Raw genomic sequence first — 20817 nt, forward strand, 5'->3', positions numbered from 1 at the left:
ATTATTCCACCCCTCTGCGGAACAGCCCCCGGGTAAAATTCCCGCCCGTAAGCCGTTCTTCCTCCTCCCGGGACGCCTTGCCTCCCCGGGAAAATACGTCCGTGAACGCGAAAAGAATCTGTTCCGCCTCCTCAGGCGTCTCGTCAGTCAGCGTCACGCGTACCGAATCCGGCATGAGCCGGGAGACCTCCTTCCTCTCCCCGAGCAGGGAGAGCGGGGAAGCGTTGTAGATCACATTCGTGCAGAAACGGCACTGGTTCCGGACCGGAAATTTCATCCCCTTCCGATCCGTCAGGACGATGCGGCAGGGCTTCTGTGTGCAGCGATCCGCATTTTTCCGGAAACACTGCGCGGTCACCATGACCGGGATGCGGCCGTAGACCGGAAGCTCGCAGCGGGCGGCCCCGCGGTGCGCGATCTGGCGGCCGCTGAGTTCAAAGGGAAGTGTCGCCTGCACCCTCTCATCCGGGATTCCCGCGTCGCGGCAGAGGCGGCGGAACATGCTCTCCGCCTCCCGGTTCATCGTATAGAGGCTGCTGTCGAGGAGAATATCCCCCCGCCACCGCTTGTCCCGGAAAAATGCGCCGGCCACGGCAATCTCCTCCCCCGTCCGGAGCAGGAGGCCGTCAAAGCCGGCTGTAAAAAGCTCCCTCTCCGCGCCGCGGAGCCACTCTCTCGCCTCGGTCCGCCAGATCCGCGGAAAGGCGAGAAAGCACGCCATATTCCGGTCGTGCGCGCGAAGAGACGCATTTTTCCAGGTCTCAGGGCCGAACTCGGCACTGTCCAGGATCAGCCTGCTGACCCCGGGCTCCTCGAGCGCGGTGCCAAGCAACTCGCTGTTTTCCAGAAGGACAGTCACCGGGAAGGAAAGCGCCGGCTCCTCCCTGCCATCGATTTTGTCCTGGATAGGAAACGGAGCCGCGGCCGGGTCAGGCGCCGATTTTTCCGGGACAGGCCTTCGATAGGACGCGAGAAGCTTCTCCGTAAGCGCCTCCAGCCCGCTGCGCCGGAGCTCATTGAGCTCCCGCACCGGGAGAAAGATGCCCCCGCCGGCATGAACCTCCAGCGATTCCATCTGAAATTCCGTATTTCCGGTCTTCTCCAGCTGCTTCCGGATCTCCTCCGGCGCCGCCGCACGGTTTTTGGCCGCCTCCACCGGCTTTCCGCTCCTGACCTCGGCCGAAATACCGCGGCCGGAAAGGGTAAGCGAAAGCGCCATCGGCTGCCCGGCTTCCGCGGAAAAGGTTCCTGTGACCGGCTCACGCACCGGCGCGTTCAGATAATGTTCTTCCAGGTAAGCGGTATACGCCCGGTTTTCCTCACGGAAAGGCGGCTTTGCGTCGAAGACGATCATGTCCGGCCCGTTGTGCTGGCGGAAATATCCGTCGGTCTGTCCGCCGCGGTCAAAAAGGTCGAGCAAGTGCCTCCGATCCTCTCCGTCTACCTGCCAGTTTCCGGCATCCATCTTCCCGGAGAGCCAGAGATCCGCGTACTTCCGGTAAATCTCCACGACGCCGGCCGTGTACCGCGGGCTTTTCATCCGCCCCTCAATTTTCAGGGAGTAGGCGCCGGCATCCAGAAGATCCGGCAGAAAATCCAGTGTCATCAGGTCCTTCATGCTGAGCGGGAAGCTCTTTTTCCGGGAAAAATCCGGCCCCGTGACGGCGAACGGCAGACGGCAGGTCTGCGCGCAGCGCCCCCGGTTCCCGCTCCTTCCGCCAATCAGGCTGGAGAACAGGCACTGGCCGCTGTAGGAGAAGCACAGCGCGCCGTGGACAAAGCATTCCACCTCGAGGCCGGTTTTCTGCCGGAGATCCCGGATTTCCGCGAGGGAGAGCTCCCGCGCCGGCACAATCCTGGTCACCCCGTATTTCCGCAGAAGGTTCGCAAACTCCGGCGCCGTCACCGTCATCTGGGTGCTCGCGTGGAGCGGGAGCCCGGGAAAATTCCTGTTCAAGCAGCCGAGGACCCCCATGTCCTGGACGAGGACGGCATCCAGCCCCTCGGCCACATACGGACGAAGGTAGTCGCAGAGCTGCTCCATCTCCTGGTCGCGGAGGAGGGTATTGACCGTCAGGTAGATTTTCCGCCCGTGAATATGCACATAATCGATCACCCGGAGAAGTTCTTCCTTCTCCGGGTTCTCCGCGTAAGCCCTCGCCCCGAAGCGGCTGCCGCCCATATATACCGCGTCCGCTCCCGCGGCAACGGCAGCCTTCATGCTGTCCACCGAACCTGCGGGAGCGAGAAGCTCAAGTGTTCTCTTTTCCGTGCTCATGCCTTCTTTTCATCCTCCGGGGATCTGCCCGCGCGCGGATTTCCGGCGGCCTGGCTTCTCGCCCTGACTTTCGCATTGACCAGCTCAGCCTTGAGCCGGTAGACCTCCTTCTCCAGCTCCTCCTTCTGCGAGGCGAGAACATGACTGTGTTCCCTCTCCTTGAAGTAGTCGTCCGCGATATTGAGGCACAGGGTCAGGCTTTTATAATCATCCGGCAGCCGGGTAAAGCCGTCGATTGTGCGCACCTGGACAATCTTCTCATTGAGATAGGAAGCGACCTGCTGGAGATAATTCTCCTCCTCCAGCCCGCCCAGCGTGTAAATCTTCCCGCCGATCAGAACTTCCGTATAATTTTTATTATTCATCTCTGCCATACTCAGCACATCCTCGTCTTCATCAATCCATCACCGATCGGTATCCGCCCGCCGCGGGTCCGCTGTTCCCGCCATTCGGCGGTCCGTCAGGCGCCATCCTGCTCTTTCTGACGCCAGGGGTAACCCAGGTGGTCATAGGCCGCCTTTGTCGCGATCCTCCCCCGGGGCGTCCGGTTGATCAGGCCGTTCATCAAAAGGTACGGCTCATAGACATCCTCGATCGTTCCGGAATCCTCGCCGAGCGCCGCGGCAAGGGTCTCCAGGCCGACCGGGCCGCCGTCAAACTTGCCGATAATCATATCGAGAAATGCCCGGTCATTGTGGTCGAGGCCGAGCTTGTCCACCTTCAGGATATCCAGGGCAAAATCCGCGGCCTCCCTCGTGATCTTCCCGCCGTACTTGATCTGTGCAAAATCCCGGACTCTCTTGAGCAGGCGGTTCGCAAGCCGCGGGGTTCCCCGCGACCTTCTCGCGATCTCGAAGGCGCCGTCCTCGTCGATCTCCACATTCATCACCCGCGCCGAGCGGAGGATAATCGCCTTGAGCTCGGCGGGCTCATAGAAATCCAGCTTCTCCACGATGCCGAAACGGTCGCGGAGCGGCGCGGAGAGAAGCCCGTAGCGGGTAGTCGCACCGACCAGGGTGAAATGCGGAAGATCCAGACGGATGGACCGCGCTGTGGAATCCTTGCCCAGCATGATGTCGATCGCGAAATCCTCCATCGCCGGGTAGAGAACCTCCTCCACCTGCCGGTTCAGGCGGTGGATCTCGTCGATAAAGAGGACATCCCCTTCCTGGAGCCCGTTCAGTACCGCCGCGATCTCCCCCGGCTTCTCGATCGCCGGCCCGGAGGTCTGCTTCATGTGAACCCCCATCTCCGCCGCGATGATGCCGGCGAGCGTCGTCTTGCCGAGTCCCGGCGGCCCGTACAGGAGCACATGGTCCAGCGATTCCCCGCGGCTTTTCGCCGCGTCAATATAGATCCTGAGTTTCCCCTTGAGCGTCGCCTGCCCGGTGTAATCGTCCAGTTTTTTCGGCCGGAGGCTGCCTTCGATCTGAAGATCTTCCTCCGTGACCTCCGTATTGATCATACGCTTCATCATTTGCTATCTACCGCCAATCCATACGCCTACAGGAACGAGAGATACCGGAGCGACGCCTTGAGCACCGCCTCCGAATCCATATCCGGCGCAACCTCAACCCTGCCTACCGCCCGGGATGCCTCGGCGGTGCTGTATCCCAGGGCGACAAGCGCCTGAATGGCCTCCCTTGCCGCGGACGGCGCCTCCGGATCTGCCGCCTCCCCGACGGTATCCTGGGCCGGGATATCCAGAATATCCTCCTGCTTCACCTTGTCCTTAAGCTCCAGGACGATTCTTTTTGCTGTCTTTATGCCGATGCCCGGCGCCCTGGCGATTGCCTTGTCATCCGCGAGAAAAATCGCTGACCGCAAGGCACCCGGATCAAGCGCGCCCAGAATCGCGAGCGCGCCCTTCGGCCCGACGCCGCTGACGCCCAGAAGATCCCGGAACATCCGGAGATCGCTCCGGTCAAGAAAGCCGAACAGGGAAATATCGTCCTCGCGGACCTGCATGTAGGTGTATATCCGGACCTCGCTCCCCAGAGGCGGGAGCTTTTCCAGCACTGACAGGGGAACCTGGATCATGAAACCCACCTGTCCGGCCTCGACCGTCACCCGGTCTTCCTCCTTCTCGGTGAGAATGCCTTTGATATAAGAAATCACAGAATCTGCCTCTTTTTCCATCATCTATAGTCCATGCCATTGTATCATGCCCCACTTTTCAATGCAATCCGGGGATGGTATACTCAAAGCCATCGAAAACTCCGTCAGGGCTGTCCGGGTCTGTGGGAAAATCCCCCCCGTTTCCCCGGCTCCCGCGGAGAGAAAGGCAGTGTGTCTCATGGAAATCGTCAGGAAAACCGTCTCCTGTGGGGAACCCTATCCCCTGGCCCGGCTCGGTGATGAGCGGAAAATTCTCTTTATCGATATCGAGACGACCGGATTTTCCCGGGAGAACAACGCGATCTATCTGATCGGCTGCGGCATCCCGGAGGGAAACCGCCTCCGGATTGTCCAGTTTTTCGCCGACCGGGGCGACGAGGCCGAACTCCTTGACGCCTTTTTCCGCTTTCTTGATCCGTACCGGCTGCTGATTCACTTTAACGGAAAAAATTTTGACCTCCCGTTCATCCGAGCAAGAGCGGAACGATATGGGATCCGCGCGGCATTTCCCGAAGACCTCGACATTTACCAGGAGGCGCGGAAGCTCCGCGGCCTTCTCGCCCTCCCGGGCCTGAAACAGAAGGATATTGAGCGCTTTCTCGGGATCCGCCGCGAGGACAAGATGGGCGGCGGCGAGCTGATCGGGGTCTACCAGGACTTCCTTCATGACAGGGATGGGGAAAAACGCCGCCTTCTCCTCCTGCACAATGCCGACGATGTGGCCGGAATGCCGGAAATCCTGCCGATTCTCTCCTACCGGGATTTTCTCTCCGGGGGATTCGCGCTGGATTCCACCGAGGTGGTGAAAACTCCCCCCGGGCAGGCCGCCCATTCCCTGCGTGCCCAGTGGACCGGCTGCACCGATCTCCCGGTTTCTGTGCATACCGCCATCACCCTGGACCACAAAAAACGCGGCTCCGGACGGGAGGTTTCCCCGATTCTCGGCACCGCGCTTCTCACCGGCAGGAAAGTCCGGCTGACGCTCCCGCTCTATGAGGGGGAGCTACGGCATTTCTACCCGGATTACAAGGATTACTACTATTTTGCGGACAGGGATTGCGCCATCCACCGGAGCATCGCCAAGTTTATGGATAGTCCGGACCGGAGGAAGGCGACCGCCAAAACCTGCTACACCAGGGCGTCCGGGATCTTCCTCCCGGAGCCTTCCGCAGTCTTCACCCCGGTGATGCAGCAGGATTACCATTCGCCGCTCCTCTTCGCGCCATGGCGGGAAGACCTGTTCTCCTCCCCCGAGTCAGCCGAGGAGTATGTGCGCGAGGTTCTCCGCCTGCTCCTTTAACTGGCGGGCTGCCTTTACTGGAACTTCTGCTTTTCGGAGAATCCGCCCGGCTAAGCTCCTGAGTGCTTCCCGGCGTTGATCCATCCTCCGGACCTTCTCCCGGAGAAGCAGGGCGCGGATAAATGCGTAGGTATAGTCCTCGCCGCGGTCCGCGAGCAGGTTCAGCAGAAATTCCAGCTCATGCTGGGTTTTTCTGTGCATATAGCCGGCGCCGCGCAGAATATTGTAATAATCGAGGGCGCTCCGGTCCGTGTAGTCCTTCCCGCGGTAGATCTTCGACGCCGCGACCCGGTCGAGAAACATCTCGATCACATAGCGGAGCGGCATCGGGTTGCCGACGAGCTTCCCGCTCCTCCCCGGTTCAAAATCGATCCAGTATTCAAAGTGGTGCTTATTCCTCCCCTTGTGGTGGAGCCAGGCACGGGAATAGCCGAGCGCTTCCTTTTCCGCCGCGTTCGGGCTGCGGTTGCCCTGATAATAGCGGACCCCCGAGGAAAATTCCTCGCAGCTGTATTTGGACAGGTCGTGGAGAACCCCCTGCCGGTAGAGGCCGACGCGGAAGCACTCCTTTCCCACCAGGATCTTATGTCTAGTGATTGTGCTGAAATGGCCGATGATATTCCTGAGCGGCACCATGCGGTTCCCTCCTCACAGAAATAGAATAGTGGTACACGATCCCATTTTAGCGTCCTGCCGGGAAATGTACAAGCTCGGACCTCCTCGCATGTGCTGAACAGGTAGGAATTGTCGCATATTTTGTGAAAAATTGACACAAGAAATAATTGACACCCCTGGTAAACTATGCTAATCTTCAAGTGCTGTAAATCTACAGCGAACTTATTTTCTTTATTTTTTTGGAGGTATCAAAATGCATAAGGGTACAGTTAAGTGGTTCAACAACCAGAAGGGTTACGGCTTCATCAGCGATGAGGAAGGCAAGGACGTATTCGTACACTACACCGGCCTGAACATGGAAGGATTCAAGTCCCTCGATGAAGGCGCTAAGGTTGAGTATGACGTAGTTGAGGGCGCTAAGGGCCCGCAGGCTACCAACGTTACCGTAATCAACGACTAATCATCATTCCGATCAGTGTACCTGTATCACAATTATGTATTTGTTACATATATTTGTTGAGCACGTTATATTGAAATGAAGAGCTGATGAAAAGGCCTCCGCTTCGGCGGAGGCCTTTTTGCAGGTATTCAGCTCACGCGGGGAGGGACCCCCCCCAGACGGCTTTTTCTCAGTTCTTATCCACGACGTTCACCCGCCCCATCAGCTTCCGGCGGCCGAGCTCTTTCAGGTCGTCCACGGTGAAACTGTACTTCTTATCGCAGAACTGGCAGGCGACCTCGATGGTCTTGTCCTCCTCAATCAGCTCCCGGAGATCCTTCGCGGAAATGCTGATGAGCGCGCGCTCCACGCGCTCCCGGCTGCAGTTGCAGCGATAGCTCAGGGGAATCTTCTCCAGAATCTCCGGCTGCCAGTTTCCAAGCACCTCCCGGAAAATATCCTCCGGCGTCTTCCCGGCCTCCAGGAGCTCCGTCATGCTGGGAAGCTTCTTTAACGTATTTTCCAGGTCGTCGATAATCTCATCTCCGGCATCGGGCATCATCTGCAGGATCATGCCGCCGGCCCTCCGCACCGTCGTGTCGGTGTCCACGAGAACCCCCAGGGAAACCGCCGAGGGAACCTGCTCAGACGCCGCGAAATAGTAGGTGAGATCCTCCGCGATCTCCCCGGAAACCAGGTTGACCTCGCCGACGTAGGGCTCCTTGAGGCCGGTGTCCCGGATCACCTTGAGCGATCCCTTGCCGATGGCACCGCCGACATCGAGATGCCCATTTTCCTTAAACGGCAGGAGGACATTGGGATTTCCCACACAGCCGCGGGCTGTCCCGTGGCTGTCCGCGGTGACGAGCACCATACGGATCGGCCCGTCGCCGTCGATGCGGACCGTGATCTCGTCCCGGTCGCCCTTCATCATCGTCCCCATCATGACGCCGGCAGTGAGCAGGCGCCCCAGGGCAGCGGTCGCCACCGGGGTCGTCCGGTGAACCTTTCTCCCGTACTCCGCCATATCCCTCGTTGTTGCGATAAACGCGCGGACCTGGCCTCCCCCGGCTGTTCCGCGGATCATATAATCATTCTGTTTTTCCATCAGATTTTCTTTCCTTTCCCTGCTCCTCGGCGATCACATAGATCCGCCCGCTGTCCTTGCGGACCGGATCCCTGGTAAATGCGTCATACATAGCGATCTCCCTGAGCCCCGCCTCGGCAAGCGCGCGCCGGATCTCCTCCGGCCTCCAGGCCTTCTGGACATGCGTCTCCGTGAATTTCCGGTACCTGTCCCCGCTCTCCCGGATAAAAAGGGCCAGCTCGTAGTCATTTTCCCGGGTCTCGGGATCATAGTCATTATCCCAGATAAAGCTGCTCTCCTCCCGGTCCTCGGCGATCGTCCGCTCGCCGATCGCGGCATAATCAGCCTCTGTCCGGAGGTCAAAGATCAGCCTGCCGCCCGGATCGAGGTAATTATTGACCAGCCGGAAGACCTTGACAAGATCACCGTAATCCAGAATGTAATTCATAGAATCGCAGAGGGAGACCACTGCCCGGACCGTGCCGTAGAGCTCAAAGGAGCGCATATCCTGCTGCAGGTAGAGGATATCGCTCCCTGAGCTGTCCCGCTTTTTCAGCGCGCACGAGAGCATATCCTCCGAGGCGTCAACACCGATCATGTCATAGCCGGCCTTTGCCAGCCTCTCGGTGATATTGCCGGTGCCGCAGCCGAGATCCAGCACCAGGCCGTCCCGGATGCCGGAGTCCCGGAGAAGCCCCACGAGGTAACGGCACCAGTCATCATAGGGGACATTGTCCATAAAAAGATCGTACACCTCAGCAAAGCCGGTGTATGCATTGACATCATGGTGTTCCATGCTTTCCTCCGAAGCATAAGGATAACGACGGGGCGGCCCCGGCGGAAATCCGCCCGCCGGGGCCGTCCTCTGCTATGGCCGTGTTCTGCCGGGCGTCACGCGTCACTGCGCGTTTCTGCCATGGCACTTCTTGTACTTCTTGCCGCTCCCGCACGGGCAGGGGTCGTTCGGATAGATCTTCTTGTGCTCCCTGCGGACCGTTCCGGACGCCTTCTCCGCGCGGTAAATCTCGGTGCGCTTCTCCTCACTGAGGATCTTGTCCCACTCCGGGAGCTCATAGAGCCATTTTGCCTTCGCCTCGCACATGTTATAGTAGAGCTTTTCCGGATCGATCAGGATACGGACCTCCGTGTCCTCATCCATCGTCTCAATCGGATTCTGATATCCCTTGAGGCTCTCGCTGATGCCGTCCAGGAAACCGGTCATCGTCTGGATATCGGTGCCATACTTCTCCGCGAGCTCCCGGACCGTGCCCTTGACCTCGGTCTCCGGATCCGCGAGGATCTGCTTGTAGATTCCCTTCTCTACCTGAAAATACGCTTTCCAGAGCTCATCCTGATGTTTTTTGTCAAGTCCGTTGCCGTAGGCAAGGTTTCTCCAATTTTCCAGTAAAGTCATCGTCCGACCTTTCCTTCCGTGGTTTTTTCATATTCTTATGCCTGTCCGGAACCCTGCATTACGCAAAGCACCGCAGACGCCTTATTATTATAAGGCATTTTGGCCGGATTTTGCAAACATTTTGTGACAGAGACAACATTTCGTCCGTCACCCGGCCTTGTCCACCGTCCGAAGTTCCGTCCCCGGGTAAAAGAAATTCAGGATATCCCGGTAATCCTTTCCCGCCTTCGCCATCGCCCGCGCGCCGCTCTGGCTCATGCCGATGCCGTGGCCGAAGCCTCCACCCCAGATGGTAAATGTCCGTTCCCCGGTCGTCTCATCCCGCGCCGTCTCATCGATGTAGATGAACGGGCTCGGCAGGATGGAGAGGCCGGAAACCTTCGTGCCGTCGCCGCAGAGGTAGGTAAGCCCCGCGTCGCCGAGAATCTTCCGGATCGTGTCCGACCCTCGGAGATATTTGCGCCCCTCGGTGCCAACCACCTCCATGGAGAGTACGGCTCCGCCGGGTGCCCGCTTCGACACGAAGAATCCGACAATATCCCCGATCCCGGTGACGCGCGACGCGGCGTAGCTTGCGCTGATCTCCGTCGTCCAGCGGTACATGGACGCGGCGGAGTCAACGCCGGCCGGATCCTTCTTCTGGATTACCTTCCGGAACACCTCCTCCCCGGTCATCTCCTCCGTGGTTGGCATATCCCCGTCCTCCCCGAGGGAGAGCCGCCGGCTCTTGAGATACGGTGTGTCCTCCGCGCTGTCATTCCAGATCGTGGTGTCTGTGCCGTAGCCGCAGGAGGTAGAATAATAATATGTCTCCGCCGGCTTCCCGTCATAGCAGAGAAGAAGTCCGCGGGTGTCCCGGACCGCCTGGTTCGTCCGGCTCTCCGGTCCATAATTGTTGTACACCTGATATTTTGCACTATCATCGACATGAGCGCCGTAGCGCTGGTAAGCATTTGCCCGGATCTGCCGCCATGCGTACGTCCTCGCGCAGACCGCCTGCGCTTTCAGGGCTTCCTCCTCAGCCTCCGCCGGCATCTCGCTGGGAACCACCCGCTCCAGATAATCCTCGAGGTCCAGGTCATTGATGATCAGAAGGCCGCTCTCCTCCTCGCTTACCTCGATCGTCCCCGGGCAGGATGGATGCCCGTACGCCCGGTTGACCGAGGCGATCGTGATCCCCTTCGCCCCGTCCAGCGGCGTCAGGGTTACCCGGCCTTTCCGAAAAAGCTCATCGCCCTCCTCGATGCGGAATTTCTCCCCCGGGGCATACTCCTTCTCCGCGCCCCCGCAGGCTACCTTGAAGCCGCCGTCGGAGGTAAAAACCGCCATATCATGAAAAACATTCGAGAAATCATCGGTCGTGATCAGCACGCGGATGTTCTTCGCGGAGAAGCTGTGCGTCAGAAGTGCCGCGCAGGCCTTGCCATCCTCGATGACCAGCCGGCCGAGATCATAGCCGACCAGCATGTCCTGGACATTCTGTTCGCTGACCTGCCCGTAGATCCGGTAGACGCGGAAATCCTCCTCCATGGTCATCTGGCCGTAGCCCTCGACCTCGATCACGCGCCCGTTGATGCTGAGAATCCTGCCCTCGCAGCTCCCGGTCTTTAACGTAACGCCGGTGATCCTGCCTTTATCCAGGGAAATGTCCGCGATCTGCCCGTCGCTGTTGATCTTCTCCGCAGCATCCCTTGCCGTGTCCTCAGGCTTTCCCAGGTCTCTGGTGAGATCCCCGATGACCATGGAGATTTTTCCATGGCTGCGCGAGACCCAGACGTTCCGGTAGGTAACCTCGTCGGAAATCACCTGCGGGACACGGATCAGCTCGCTGCCGCGCCGCATGATGCTGACCTTCCGGTCAGTGATGCCGGAGAGGTCGAGGCCTTCGGCGAAATAGACATCCCCCGCCGCGGTGTGCAGGAGTTTTCCCCCCTCTCCTGCGGATGTATCGCCGGCAGGTTCCCCGGAGGAAGCTTCCTGCGCGCCGACCGCGCTGCTGATCCCGCAGGCGACTGCCTCGCCCCGGGAAACTTCGCCGTCCGGATCCACCGCCGAGACAAAAGCGTCATAAAAGAGCCAGAATGCCTCCGCCGGCATTGCCTTCTGATACTCGGACTCAGGAACGCCGAGCGAGGAGGAAAGCCCGCTCTTCGCCTTCTCGGCCGCGCGCGCGGCATCGCCGTAGGTGAACTTTGCCCTCACCCAGGAATCCCGGACTTTTCTCGTCTCCCCGCCCTTCTTTGCGGCAAGATACCCCTCCCGGAGGAGAAAGCTCACATACTTGTCGCTCCAGGCTTCCCCGTCATGGTCGACAAGATTGCCGTCCTCCTCGAGGCTTTCGGAGAGGCTGTCCCTGTCCGTGACCGCGAGGGCGAGCGCCTTCGCCGCCTCATCGCGGCGCAGGCTGTTTCCCCGGGTCATGGGACGGCCGAACGCAAAAACCAGCAAAAGGGCAAAAAAAGCCAGGGAGAGGACAGCCGCGGGAAGCCATATCCGCCCCGCCGGCCGCTTCTTTCGGTCAATTCCTCTCTTGCCCGGCATGTGTTTCTCCTCTCCCTTCCGCTGTCCGCGCGGCAGCCCGGCCGCAAGCTCCCGGAAACCCGGATGCGAAATCATTTTCCAGCCTTATCCTTCGGGATGATCTTCCCGCTCGCCTCGTCCATCCCCGCAAAGTCCATATAGTCCGCTTTCGCGAGCGGCAGGTTCCGCTTTTTCAGGGAATGATTGACCGCGCGGGACACCAGGTTCAGGATGACCGCGAGCAGCGGCACCCCGATGATCATCCCGACGAAGCCGAAGAGGCTGCCGAAGAACAGGATGGCAAACATGACCCAGAAGCTCGGCAGGCCGGTGGAGCCGCCGAGTATCCTCGGCCCAAGGATATTGCCGTCAAACTGCTGGAGAATCAGGATGAAAACCAGGAAATACAGGCATTTCAGGGGGCTGACCAGTAAAACCAGGATCGCCGACGGAATGGCGCCGAAAAACGGCCCGAAGAACGGAATCACGTTGGTCACCCCGATGATCGTCGAGATCAGCATCGGGTATGGCATTTTCATCAGGGAAATGCAGAAGAAGCAGAGGAATCCGATGATGATGGAATCAATGATCTTGCCCACGATAAACCCACCGAACACGCGGTTGACATAGCGGGCTTCATAGACGATCTCATTGGCTAGGCCGACCGGGAAAATGCTGTAGATAATCTTTTTGATCTGCGCGAGCAGGACTTCCTTGATATTGAGAAAATACATCATGACGATCAGGCCGAGAATCCAGTTTTTGATCTGTGTCAGGATGCCGAGGACGCTGTTTCCGAGCTGCGCGACGATCCCCGCGATGCCGTCGTCAGAGAGCTGGTTGATGAGGCCGGAGAAAGCCTGGACAATATTGACGTGTCCTGCCGCACTCTCCGGGGACACGGCGTCCGCCCCGCTTCCCCAGCTGATGACCGTGTCATAGGCGGACTGGAGCAGGTTGGAGACGATCGCCTTCATTTCCGGATTGCTGGAGAGAAGGCGGGAGACCCAGGTATTGAAGGTATCCCAGTAACCGGGGAGAGATTCCCAGATCCCGATAATGCTGGAAATGAGCTGCGGAAGAATCAGGCTGATCACGCCGACAACCGTGAAAATCACCAGGAATACGGAAATCAGCGTCGCGACAGCCTTCGCGATAAAGCCGACCGCCGGCGCGATCCGTTTCGCCCGGGAAGAATTATGCAGAAAATCAATGATAAACCGCCGGACCGCATTATAGATCGGAGAGAGCAGGTAGGCCAGCACGGCGCCATCAATAAAGGGCGCCAGGATACCGAAAAAGGAACCGACCAGCCTGGCGAACCCGGACCAGTGCTGGAAGCAGACCCACAGGACCAGGCTTGCCGCCACAACCGCCAGGGCGGTCAGTCCAAGGTACAGATATTCCCGAAACGAGCGATTTTCCATGATCAACCTCCCCATCCGCCGGGCTCGCGCTCAACTCGCACTTCGCCTGACGGCTCGTGCCCCGCTCCGCGGATAGCCACTCCACTAAGCTCGAACTGCGCTTACGCTTGTCCTCGCCAAGCAAATTTGCATAGCTCGCACTAAACTCGCACTTCGCCTGACGGCTCGTGCTCCGCTCCGCGGATAGCCACTCCACTAAACTCGGACTGCGCTTGCGCTTGTCCTCGTTAAGTGGCTGGTTATCGTTAAGTGCTCTGCTAATACAACAGTAAGCAGCGAAGTGGATCGCTGCTTACGAAAAATCAATCCCAAGGTGCCGGCTCCTGCCAAATTGACTCCTAGCGAAAGCCAGGTGGGCAACCCCATCCGAAAATCTGCCTTCCACCCGAAAGAGGCATGACATCAATCCGGAGATATCGGAATCCCGTTAGTCAGATGTAGGATCAAAAACGACAGGAGTTATCGAGCATCCCAGGATAAATCAACACTGTTTTCTGAATTTCTGACACGATTATACAACAGGGGATAGGTCTTGTAAACCATCTTTTCCGACTCGGGCATAGACGAGCTGCCTCGCCGGCGGTTCCTCGGGTGCAAAGGTTAAGGAGGCGAGAAACCTCGCGGATGCCTCGCCGAAAAGCGCCGGATCCGCGGCGTAGAGCGTGGCAACCGGCTCCCCCTTTTTCACCCGGTCCCCATACTTTTTCCGGAGGATGATCCCCGCGCCGTGGTCAATCTCCTCCCCCTTTTTGCTTCTTCCGGCGTGGAGGAGCACCGAGGCTGTCCCGATGCCCTCGGTATCCATCGCGCTGATGAATCCGTCCGCCGGCGAGGCGACGCTTACGCTCGCCTCGCCCTCCGGCATTGCCCCGGCGGCAAGCCCGTCCAGATATTCCGTGCTCCCGCCCTGTGCAGCTGCCATCCTGCGGAAGACGGCCATCGCGCTCCCGTCCCGGAGAGCGCCCTCCGCCATCCGGAAACACTCCTCCGGGCTTCCCTTCCCGGCGATGTGGAGCATCTCCGCGGCGAGACGCAGGGAAACCTCCCGGAGATCTGCCGGGCCGTGGTTCTGGAGCACCTCAAGCGCCTCCCGGACCTCGAGCGCATTGCCGATGGCATGCCCGAGCGGGACATCCATGTCAGTGATCAGCGCCGTGCAGGTTCTCCCAGCCATCGTGCCGATGCGGACCATGGTCTCCGCAAGCTTCACCGAGTTCTCCATCGTCTTCATGAACGCGCCGCTCCCGGTCTTCACATCGAGAACAATGCCGTCAGCACCGCCGGCCAGCTTCTTGCTCATGATGGAGGAGGCGATCAGCGGGATACTGTCGACGGTTGCCGTGACATCCCGGAGGGCGTACAGTTTCTTGTCCGCCGGGACGAGATTTCCGCTCTGCCCGACCACGGCGATGCCGACGCGGTTCACGAGCGCAAAGAAGCGCTCCGGGGCGATTTCCGTAGAAAAGCCCGGGATCGCCTCCAGCTTGTCGATCGTTCCACCGGTAAAGCCAAGCCCGCGCCCGGACATTTTCGCGACACGGACGCCAAGGGCAGCCGCCACCGGGCCGCAGATCAGCGTGGTCTTATCGCCCACACCGCCTGTGCTGTGCTTGTCCGCTTTAAATCCTCGGATCGGGGAGAGATCCTCCTTCTCCCCGGAATCCGCCATCGCGAGGGTCAGCTCCGTGATCTCCTCATCGCTCATCCCCATAAACCAGATCGCCATCGCCATGGCAGACATCTGATAATCCGGAACATCCCCGGACACAAACCCGGAGATCATCTCCCGGATTTCCTCCCGGGAGAGCGCCCTCCCGTGTTTTTTCTTCTCGATCAGGTCATACATTCTCATCCGCGCGTCACCTCCCAAGATTCGCCGGCCCGAAGCTTTCCGGGAGAAGCGCATCGAGCGTGTACTCCCGGATATCATCCTCCCCCGTGCCAAGCAGGATCAGGAAGGCCGCCGGATCGCAGAATTCCCGCATCACCTGCCGGCAAATGCCGCACGGCGCGCAGATTCCCTCGATTTTCCCCTGTTTTCCTCCGACGATCGCGATCGCGGCAAATCTCCTGTGCCCGGCGCTCACCGCCGCGGAGAATGCCGCCCGCTCAGCGCAGATGCCCGACGGGTAAGAAGCGTTTTCGCAGTTGACCCCGTAAAAGACCGAGCCGTCCTCCGTAAGCAGCGCCGCCGAGACAAAGAACCCGGAATACGGCGCATACGCATTTCCGAGATGATCCATCGCGCTCCTCATGAGCATGCGCTTTACTTGTTCGTCCACTGAACCCCCTCCTTCTCAAAATCCTGCTCCTGGCCTGATTATACACTGCGGACAGAATTTTGGGCAGACCTATCCCGGCACCGGTTCTTCAGAGAAAAAAATATGTAGTTTTCAAAGGTTTGCGTAAGAATAGGGGGAAATCCCCGACAAGTCAGACAATGCGGTAAAATACAGAGAGGACAGAGGATTAGCGGTAAAACTCGTGTCCGCCGTGGCTCATGACAAAGGTCAGTCTCCCGTCGAACCATCGCGCGTTCATCCGGGTCGCCTCCTCGCGATTCATGAAGTACAGGGCGCCGCCGGAGTGATCCTCACCCTCGAGGGCGCGCTCGACCAGCTTCTTCGTCTCCTCCGTGGGCGTCACGCGGTCAATCTCCCCGTTCGCCACCGGCTGAAACTGTCCTTTCTGGTAAATCACGTCATACAAATCATTGGGAAATTCGCTGCTTTTCACCCGGTTGACAATCACATTCGCCACGAGAAGCCTGCCCTCGGCATCCTCCCCGCCGGCCTCCGCCTGGACAATATGCTCAAGGCACTCCAGGTCGTAATCGTCATAGCGGATCACCGCCCGCTCTTTTCTCGCCTGTTTTTCCGCCTCGGCAGCGGCCTGCTGTTTCTGTTCAGCTACCTTCGGCTGAATCTTCTCCGCGGCGGCGGAGCGGCTCTCCAGAGCTTCCTCGGCGGCGGAATCCATGGCGGCGCCTACGGTTTTGGCACCGAGCAGCAGCTTTTCTTCTGCCTCTCCGGCGTCCTCAGCGCCCATCACCTCCGCGGCATCCCCGTCCGGCGGGATTCCCTCCGAATCCTCTCCGGCCTCCGACGATTCCTCCAGGTGGGCGGACACCGCGCTTCTCCCCGCCCCGCCGTAAGAGTTGGAGCTGAAGGAGAATACGGTCACCACCGTGATCGCGGAGAGAAAGACCGCGGAATTGCGGTACATCTTTTTGGTCAGCTGCACCGCGAACTCACGGATATAATAGCAGGCTGCCTGGAGGATTTCGCAGAACATCTGCATTTCCGTTCTCCTTCCCGGCATCCCCGGCTCTCAAAAAATAACAAATCTGTTAGAAACGAGAACATTATAGGGAAATCGGGAAATGAGTGTCAATAAGTTATTTACATTTTTGTGACATTATCGTTCGTAATTTAATATATTTGTAATTATTTTGTGCATAGCCTGAAAATTTTTCCGGACTGCCCTCCTCGCTTTTTGTCACTATTCTCCATCGGGATTTTTCCTGCCCCAGGCAAATTTTGGTGATTATTTTTTCACTTTTTCGGAGAAAACGGGGAAAATATGGGATGTGCTCCCCCTGATGGGCAGAAAAACAGGGAGGATTCAGCTTCATTCCCCCACACGGGTCTGAACAGAATCCTCCCTGCGGACTTTCTCAGTCCCCCCGGACAAGATCGGCGAACTTCGCCTCCACAAAATCTGCAAGCTTCCGCGGATCAAGAATCACCTGATGCCCGCGCATCCCGGCGCTGACCGCGATCTTTTCATAATTCTCCGCGGTTTGGTGGATCCAGGTCGGAAATTTTTTCTTCATTCCGATCGGGGAACAGCCCCCGCGCATATAGCCAGTCAGTGGAAGAAGCTCCTTCACATGGATCATCTCCACCCGCTTGTTGCCTGTCTCTCTGGCGACCTTCTTCAGGTCCAGCTCATCGTCAACGGGAATACAGCAGACCAGGTGCGGCGTCTTGTCGCCCACGAGAACCAGCGTCTTGAACATGCTTCCATGCTCCATCCCGAGCTCGTCTGCCGCGTGGCTCCCCGAAAGGTCGTCCTCGCTCCACTCGTACTCCGCGGTCTCGTAGGGGATGCGCGCCTGATCCAGCTGCCGCATCACATTTGTCTTCGTGTTCTTCGCCATGATGTCCTGTCCTCTTTTCTCAGAAATTTTCCGGAGACATCGGCGGGCTGTCCTTACTTCTCATTGATGTAGCCGACCAGTCCTCCCGCGGAGATGATCTTCTGCATGAACGGCGGGAACGCCTGCCCCTGAAAGCGCTTCCCGGTGGTTTTGTCCGTGATCACGCCGCTGTCAAAATTCACCTCAACCTCATCACCGTCCGCGATCGACGCTGCCGCCTCCGGGCATTCGATGATCGGCAGGCCGATGTTGATCGCGTTCCGGTAGAAGATGCGGGCAAATGTCTCCGCGATGACGCAGCTTATGCCCGCGCACTTGATCGCGAGCGGCGCGTGCTCGCGGGAGGAGCCGCAGCCGAAATTCTTGTTGGCCACAATAATGTCGCCGGGCTTAACCCGCTCCACAAACGTGCTGTCAATGTCCGCCATGCAGTGCTTGGCCAGCTCAGCCCCGTCCGTGGCGTTCAGATATCTCGCCGGGATGATAACGTCGGTGTCAATATTGTCTCCGTATTTAAAAACATGTCCGTCCGCTTTCATGATAGCATAAACCTCCTGATTCGTCAGTCCAAAACTTCATCCGGTCCGGCGATGCGTCCCAGAATGGCGCTCGCCGCGGCGACTGCCGGGCTCGCCAGATAAATCTCGGAATCCACCGCGCCCATGCGCCCTACGAAGTTGCGGTTTGTGGTGGAGATGCACTTCTCCCCGTGCGCGAGGATCCCCATATATCCGCCGAGGCACGGCCCGCAGGTCGGCGTGCTGACGATGGCGCCCGCCTGGATAAAGGTCTCGATCAGCCCTTCCTTGAGCGCCTCCAGGTAAATCGCCTGTGTCGCCGGAATGACAATACAGCGAACATTTTCCGCAACCTTGTGCCCCTTCAGGATCTCCGCGGCGGCCCGAAGGTCGGAGATCCGCCCGTTCGTGCAGGAGCCGATGACCGCCTGGTCGATCGCGACCGTCCCGACCTCGTCAATGGTCTTCGTATTCTCCGGAAGATGGGGGAAGGCCACGGTCGGCTTGAGCGCGGAGAGATCAACGGTAATCTCCTTCACATACTCCGCGTCGGGATCTGCCGTGTACTCGGTAAATGGCTTCGACGAATGCTCCTTCATGTATGCCCGCGTCTCATCATCCACCGGGAAAATCCCGTTCTTTCCGCCGGCCTCGATCGCCATGTTGCAGATCGTGAAGCGGTCGTCCATGGAGAGGTACCGGATCCCGTCGCCGACAAATTCCATCGACTGGTAGAGGGCTCCGTCCACGCCGATCTCGCCAATGATGTGGAGAATCACATCCTTGCCGCTGACCCATTTTCCCGGTTTCCCGGTCACATGGATCCGGATCGCCGCCGGTACCTTGAACCATGCCTTTCCGGTTGCCATCGCCGCGGCCATGTCCGTGCTGCCGACACCGGTAGAAAATGCGCCCAGGGCACCGTAGGTGCAGGTGTGCGAATCCGCGCCGATCACCGCCTCGCCGGCCACAACCAGCCCCTTCTCCGGCAGGAGGGCGTGCTCGATGCCCATCTGTCCGACGTCATAGTAATGGGTGATGCCGTGTTCCTTCGCGAAATCCCGACACTGCTTGGTATTCTCGGCGGACTTGATGTCCTTGTTCGGAACAAAGTGATCCATGACGAGGGCGATCTTATCCCGGTCAAATACCGTCTTGCGGTCTATGCCTTTCATGACGTTGATTGCCACCGGGGAGGTGATATCGTTGCCGAGCACGAGGTCAAGATTTGCCTCGATCAGCTGCCCTGCCTCCACGTGGCTGACCCCGGCATGGGCTGCCAGAATTTTCTGCGTCATTGTCATTCCCATGTTTTCATCCTCCATAGACCGGATCCCGGTCTTCTCTCCGCAAAACCGCTGAAGCTCGCGGTTCCGGCCCCTTCTTCTGAAGCAAAGCAAATTTGCTAAGCTCGGACTTCGCTTCCGCTTGTCCTCGTTAAGTGGCTGGCTATTGCTAAGTGCTCTGCTAATAAGTACTTGCATTATAGCATCCGGCTTTGTATAATGCAAATATATATTAGTGATTTGTATTATAACCAAAGGAGGGGATGCCATGGAACAGCATCTGTCACAGTACCGCGTATTTTACACGGTCGCAAAGACAGGAAATATCTCCCACGCCGCGAAGGAGCTTTTCATCAGCCAGCCGGCCATCAGCAAGGCGGTCAGCAAGCTGGAGGAGTCGCTCGGCGTGACGCTATTCCGGAGAAGCTCCCGCGGCGTCACCCTGACCCCGGAAGGCCGGGTGCTCTACGACCACGTGAGCACTGCCTTCAGCGCGCTGGAGCAGGGGGAGAGCGAGCTGCGCCGCATCCAGAACTTCAACATCGGCCAGATCCGCTTCGGCTGCAGCGACACCCTCTGCCGCTACGTCCTCCTCCCCTACCTCAAGGGCTTCATCGCGGAGAACCCGCACATCCGCATCCTGATCCAGAGCCAGGACACCGCGAAAAATATTTCCCTCCTGGAGCAGCAGCAGATCGATATCGGCCTGGTCTCCGAACCGAAAAACCGGAAGTCCATCTCCTTCTACCCGGTGATGCAGATCAGCGATACCTTCGTCTGCACGCAGAGCTACCTGGACAATCTCCGCATCCGCGAGGGTGCCAGAGTGAATATTTTCGAGGCCGGCATGATCCTCATGCTCGACCGTCGGAACATGACGCGGATCTATGTGGACAGCTACCTGGCGGAAAATGGCATTGAGCCCAAGAACATTCTCGAGGCGGACAACATGGATCTCCTGATCGAATTTGCCAAGACGGGGCTCGGCATCGGCTGTGTGGACCGCGAATTTGTCCGGAAGGAACTGGAGGACGGATCGCTGATCGAAATCCCGATGAAGCCGAAAATCCGGCCGCGGACGATCGGATTTGCCCTCAATCCCGCCGGGGAAACCCGGAGCATCCTCCAGTTCATCAGCTATCTGCAAAAACGGGGAACCCCTATTCTGCGGGAATCTCTTTCCCGTCAAGGACAGCAGTAACCAGGCGGTCATCCGCGTCATAGACGAGTTTCAGGGAGAAAAATTCCTCTCTCGTATCGAGCAGCTTGAGAAAAATCCGGTCCCCGGCCCAGAGATTGAGCCCGGGGACTTTTTCTTTGTCCACCCACTCGAGGACGCCCTCATCGCACGGAATCGGAGTTCCGGTGAATCCGTCCGCGGTGTAAAGCCACATGTACTCGCTGGTTCCCTTCCCGGAGATGAACGTCACGACGCCGCGGCATTTCCAGCTGGTCAGCGTGTATCCGGTTTCCTCCCGGACTTCCCGGATGAGGCACTCCTCCGGGCTCTCGTCTTTTTCGAACTTTCCCCCGACACCGATCCATTTATCCCTGTTGATATCATTTTTCTTGGATACCCGGTGCAGCATCAGGTACTGCCCGTCCTTCTCGATATAGCAGAGTGTCGTCAGATAAAGTGCCATTGCGGATCCT

The 20817-nt window shown here is 58.7% G+C and carries 19 protein-coding genes, 1 other RNA gene and 1 pseudogene; 3 read left to right on the forward strand and 18 right to left on the reverse strand.

Annotated elements, in window-relative coordinates; all coding sequences use genetic code 11:
• Position 1 precedes the first annotated feature (1 nt).
• The 4 genes from ISF27_RS04325 to ruvA all read right to left on the reverse strand — a co-directional run bounded on the left by ISF27_RS04325 (position 2) and on the right by ruvA (position 4396).
• Entirely contained in the window at positions 2–2278 is a 2277-nt protein-coding gene (locus tag ISF27_RS04325; protein WP_194609416.1) for a peptidase U32 family protein, read from the reverse strand.
• Positions 2275–2652, reverse strand: coding sequence for a cell division protein ZapA (locus ISF27_RS04330; protein ID WP_235986009.1), 378 nt, complete (start codon positions 2650–2652; stop codon positions 2275–2277). Before ISF27_RS04330 ends, ISF27_RS04325 begins: the two co-directional genes overlap by 4 nt.
• A gap of 86 nt (positions 2653–2738) precedes the next feature.
• Positions 2739–3755 carry a Holliday junction branch migration DNA helicase RuvB gene (gene ruvB / locus ISF27_RS04335; protein WP_194609418.1) on the reverse strand — a complete coding sequence of 339 codons (1017 nt, stop codon included), beginning with the start codon at positions 3753–3755 and terminating at the stop codon, positions 2739–2741.
• Between the two features lie 26 nt (positions 3756–3781).
• Positions 3782–4396 (reverse strand): Holliday junction branch migration protein RuvA, encoded by a 615-nt coding sequence (gene ruvA / locus ISF27_RS04340; protein WP_194609419.1) that lies wholly within the window; start codon positions 4394–4396, stop codon positions 3782–3784.
• Positions 4397–4574: 178 nt separating this feature from the next.
• Between ruvA and ISF27_RS04345 the strand changes: the two genes are divergently transcribed.
• On the forward strand, positions 4575–5696 hold the full coding sequence (locus ISF27_RS04345) for a ribonuclease H-like domain-containing protein (RefSeq protein ID WP_194609420.1): 1122 nt from the start codon (positions 4575–4577) through the stop codon (positions 5694–5696).
• Between the two features lie 96 nt (positions 5697–5792).
• On the opposite strand, the pseudogene ISF27_RS04350 reads toward ISF27_RS04345, so the two are convergent.
• A pseudogene (locus ISF27_RS04350) lies at positions 5793–6332 on the reverse strand (DUF5662 family protein); the annotation flags it as partial.
• A 232-nt stretch (positions 6333–6564) separates the two neighbouring features.
• Between ISF27_RS04350 and ISF27_RS04355 the strand changes: the two are divergent.
• Positions 6565–6771 (forward strand): cold-shock protein, encoded by a 207-nt coding sequence (locus ISF27_RS04355; RefSeq protein ID WP_194609421.1) that lies wholly within the window; start codon positions 6565–6567, stop codon positions 6769–6771.
• 169 nt (positions 6772–6940) lie between these two features.
• Here ISF27_RS04355 and hslO read toward each other — a convergent pair whose 3' ends face one another.
• The 12 genes from hslO to leuC all read right to left on the reverse strand — a co-directional run bounded on the left by hslO (position 6941) and on the right by leuC (position 19188).
• Positions 6941–7858 carry an Hsp33 family molecular chaperone HslO gene (gene hslO, locus ISF27_RS04360; protein WP_194609422.1) on the reverse strand — a complete coding sequence of 306 codons (918 nt, stop codon included), beginning with the start codon at positions 7856–7858 and terminating at the stop codon, positions 6941–6943.
• A complete protein-coding gene (locus tag ISF27_RS04365) occupies positions 7842–8633 on the reverse strand; it encodes a class I SAM-dependent DNA methyltransferase (protein ID WP_194609423.1) in 792 nt (263 codons plus the stop codon). The genes hslO and ISF27_RS04365 overlap by 17 nt, the downstream gene beginning before the upstream one ends.
• A 102-nt stretch (positions 8634–8735) precedes the next feature.
• Positions 8736–9251 carry an SEC-C metal-binding domain-containing protein gene (locus tag ISF27_RS04370; RefSeq protein ID WP_194609424.1) on the reverse strand — a complete coding sequence of 172 codons (516 nt, stop codon included), beginning with the start codon at positions 9249–9251 and terminating at the stop codon, positions 8736–8738.
• 147 nt (positions 9252–9398) lie between these two features.
• Positions 9399–11792, reverse strand: coding sequence for a SpoIID/LytB domain-containing protein (locus tag ISF27_RS04375; protein WP_194609425.1), 2394 nt, complete (start codon positions 11790–11792; stop codon positions 9399–9401).
• Between the two features lie 71 nt (positions 11793–11863).
• Entirely contained in the window at positions 11864–13198 is a 1335-nt protein-coding gene (locus ISF27_RS04380) for an AI-2E family transporter (RefSeq protein ID WP_194609426.1), read from the reverse strand.
• 301 nt (positions 13199–13499) lie between these two features.
• A non-coding RNA gene (gene ssrS, locus ISF27_RS04385) (6S RNA) lies at positions 13500–13679 on the reverse strand.
• A gap of 30 nt (positions 13680–13709) precedes the next feature.
• Entirely contained in the window at positions 13710–15050 is a 1341-nt protein-coding gene (locus ISF27_RS04390; protein WP_194609427.1) for a thymidine phosphorylase, read from the reverse strand.
• Positions 15051–15057: 7 nt separating this feature from the next.
• A complete protein-coding gene (gene cdd, locus ISF27_RS04395) occupies positions 15058–15480 on the reverse strand; it encodes a cytidine deaminase (RefSeq protein ID WP_407926045.1) in 423 nt (140 codons plus the stop codon).
• Positions 15481–15667: 187 nt separating this feature from the next.
• On the reverse strand, positions 15668–16498 hold the full coding sequence (locus ISF27_RS04400) for a cell wall hydrolase (RefSeq protein WP_194609429.1): 831 nt from the start codon (positions 16496–16498) through the stop codon (positions 15668–15670).
• A gap of 376 nt (positions 16499–16874) precedes the next feature.
• Positions 16875–17360, reverse strand: a complete 486-nt coding sequence (gene ybaK, locus ISF27_RS04405) for a Cys-tRNA(Pro) deacylase (RefSeq protein ID WP_194609431.1) — start codon at positions 17358–17360, stop codon at positions 16875–16877.
• Between the two features lie 53 nt (positions 17361–17413).
• Complete coding sequence (gene leuD, locus ISF27_RS04410; protein WP_194609433.1) at positions 17414–17899, reverse strand: 3-isopropylmalate dehydratase small subunit; 486 nt, start codon at positions 17897–17899, stop codon at positions 17414–17416.
• A 23-nt stretch (positions 17900–17922) separates the two neighbouring features.
• Entirely contained in the window at positions 17923–19188 is a 1266-nt protein-coding gene (gene leuC, locus ISF27_RS04415; RefSeq protein WP_194609435.1) for a 3-isopropylmalate dehydratase large subunit, read from the reverse strand.
• A gap of 244 nt (positions 19189–19432) precedes the next feature.
• On the opposite strand from leuC, the gene ISF27_RS04420 reads away from it, so the two are divergent.
• The gene (locus ISF27_RS04420; protein WP_194609437.1) at positions 19433–20365 is read left to right on the forward strand and encodes a LysR family transcriptional regulator; all 933 of its coding nucleotides are present in this window, start codon (positions 19433–19435) and stop codon (positions 20363–20365) included.
• Here ISF27_RS04420 and ISF27_RS04425 read toward each other — a convergent pair.
• Positions 20325–20807 (reverse strand): NUDIX hydrolase, encoded by a 483-nt coding sequence (locus ISF27_RS04425; RefSeq protein WP_194609439.1) that lies wholly within the window; start codon positions 20805–20807, stop codon positions 20325–20327. The genes ISF27_RS04420 and ISF27_RS04425 overlap by 41 nt on opposite strands.
• Positions 20808–20817 lie beyond the last annotated feature (10 nt).

This window comes from Clostridium vitabionis (assembly GCF_015351765.1).
Taxonomy (GTDB): domain Bacteria; phylum Bacillota; class Clostridia; order Lachnospirales; family Lachnospiraceae; genus Clostridium_R; species Clostridium_R vitabionis.

Excerpts from the sequence above, each read along its gene's own strand:
- ISF27_RS04325 (WP_194609416.1), bottom strand. The coding sequence starts at position 2,278 with ATGAGCACGGAAAAGAGAACACTTGAGCTTCTCGCTCCCGCAGGTTCG.
- ISF27_RS04330 (WP_235986009.1), bottom strand. The coding sequence starts at position 2,652 with ATGGCAGAGATGAATAATAAAAATTATACGGAAGTTCTGATCGGCGGG.
- ruvB (WP_194609418.1), bottom strand. The coding sequence starts at position 3,755 with ATGATGAAGCGTATGATCAATACGGAGGTCACGGAGGAAGATCTTCAG.
- ISF27_RS04345 (WP_194609420.1), top strand. The coding sequence starts at position 4,575 with ATGGAAATCGTCAGGAAAACCGTCTCCTGTGGGGAACCCTATCCCCTG.
- ISF27_RS04355 (WP_194609421.1), top strand. The coding sequence starts at position 6,565 with ATGCATAAGGGTACAGTTAAGTGGTTCAACAACCAGAAGGGTTACGGC.
- hslO (WP_194609422.1), bottom strand. The coding sequence starts at position 7,858 with ATGGAAAAACAGAATGATTATATGATCCGCGGAACAGCCGGGGGAGGC.
- ISF27_RS04365 (WP_194609423.1), bottom strand. The coding sequence starts at position 8,633 with ATGGAACACCATGATGTCAATGCATACACCGGCTTTGCTGAGGTGTAC.
- ISF27_RS04370 (WP_194609424.1), bottom strand. The coding sequence starts at position 9,251 with ATGACTTTACTGGAAAATTGGAGAAACCTTGCCTACGGCAACGGACTT.
- ISF27_RS04375 (WP_194609425.1), bottom strand. The coding sequence starts at position 11,792 with ATGCCGGGCAAGAGAGGAATTGACCGAAAGAAGCGGCCGGCGGGGCGG.
- ISF27_RS04380 (WP_194609426.1), bottom strand. The coding sequence starts at position 13,198 with ATGGAAAATCGCTCGTTTCGGGAATATCTGTACCTTGGACTGACCGCC.
- ISF27_RS04390 (WP_194609427.1), bottom strand. The coding sequence starts at position 15,050 with ATGAGAATGTATGACCTGATCGAGAAGAAAAAACACGGGAGGGCGCTC.
- ISF27_RS04400 (WP_194609429.1), bottom strand. The coding sequence starts at position 16,498 with ATGCAGATGTTCTGCGAAATCCTCCAGGCAGCCTGCTATTATATCCGT.
- ybaK (WP_194609431.1), bottom strand. The coding sequence starts at position 17,360 with ATGGCGAAGAACACGAAGACAAATGTGATGCGGCAGCTGGATCAGGCG.
- leuD (WP_194609433.1), bottom strand. The coding sequence starts at position 17,899 with ATGAAAGCGGACGGACATGTTTTTAAATACGGAGACAATATTGACACC.
- leuC (WP_194609435.1), bottom strand. The coding sequence starts at position 19,188 with ATGGGAATGACAATGACGCAGAAAATTCTGGCAGCCCATGCCGGGGTC.
- ISF27_RS04420 (WP_194609437.1), top strand. The coding sequence starts at position 19,433 with ATGGAACAGCATCTGTCACAGTACCGCGTATTTTACACGGTCGCAAAG.
- ISF27_RS04425 (WP_194609439.1), bottom strand. The coding sequence starts at position 20,807 with ATGGCACTTTATCTGACGACACTCTGCTATATCGAGAAGGACGGGCAG.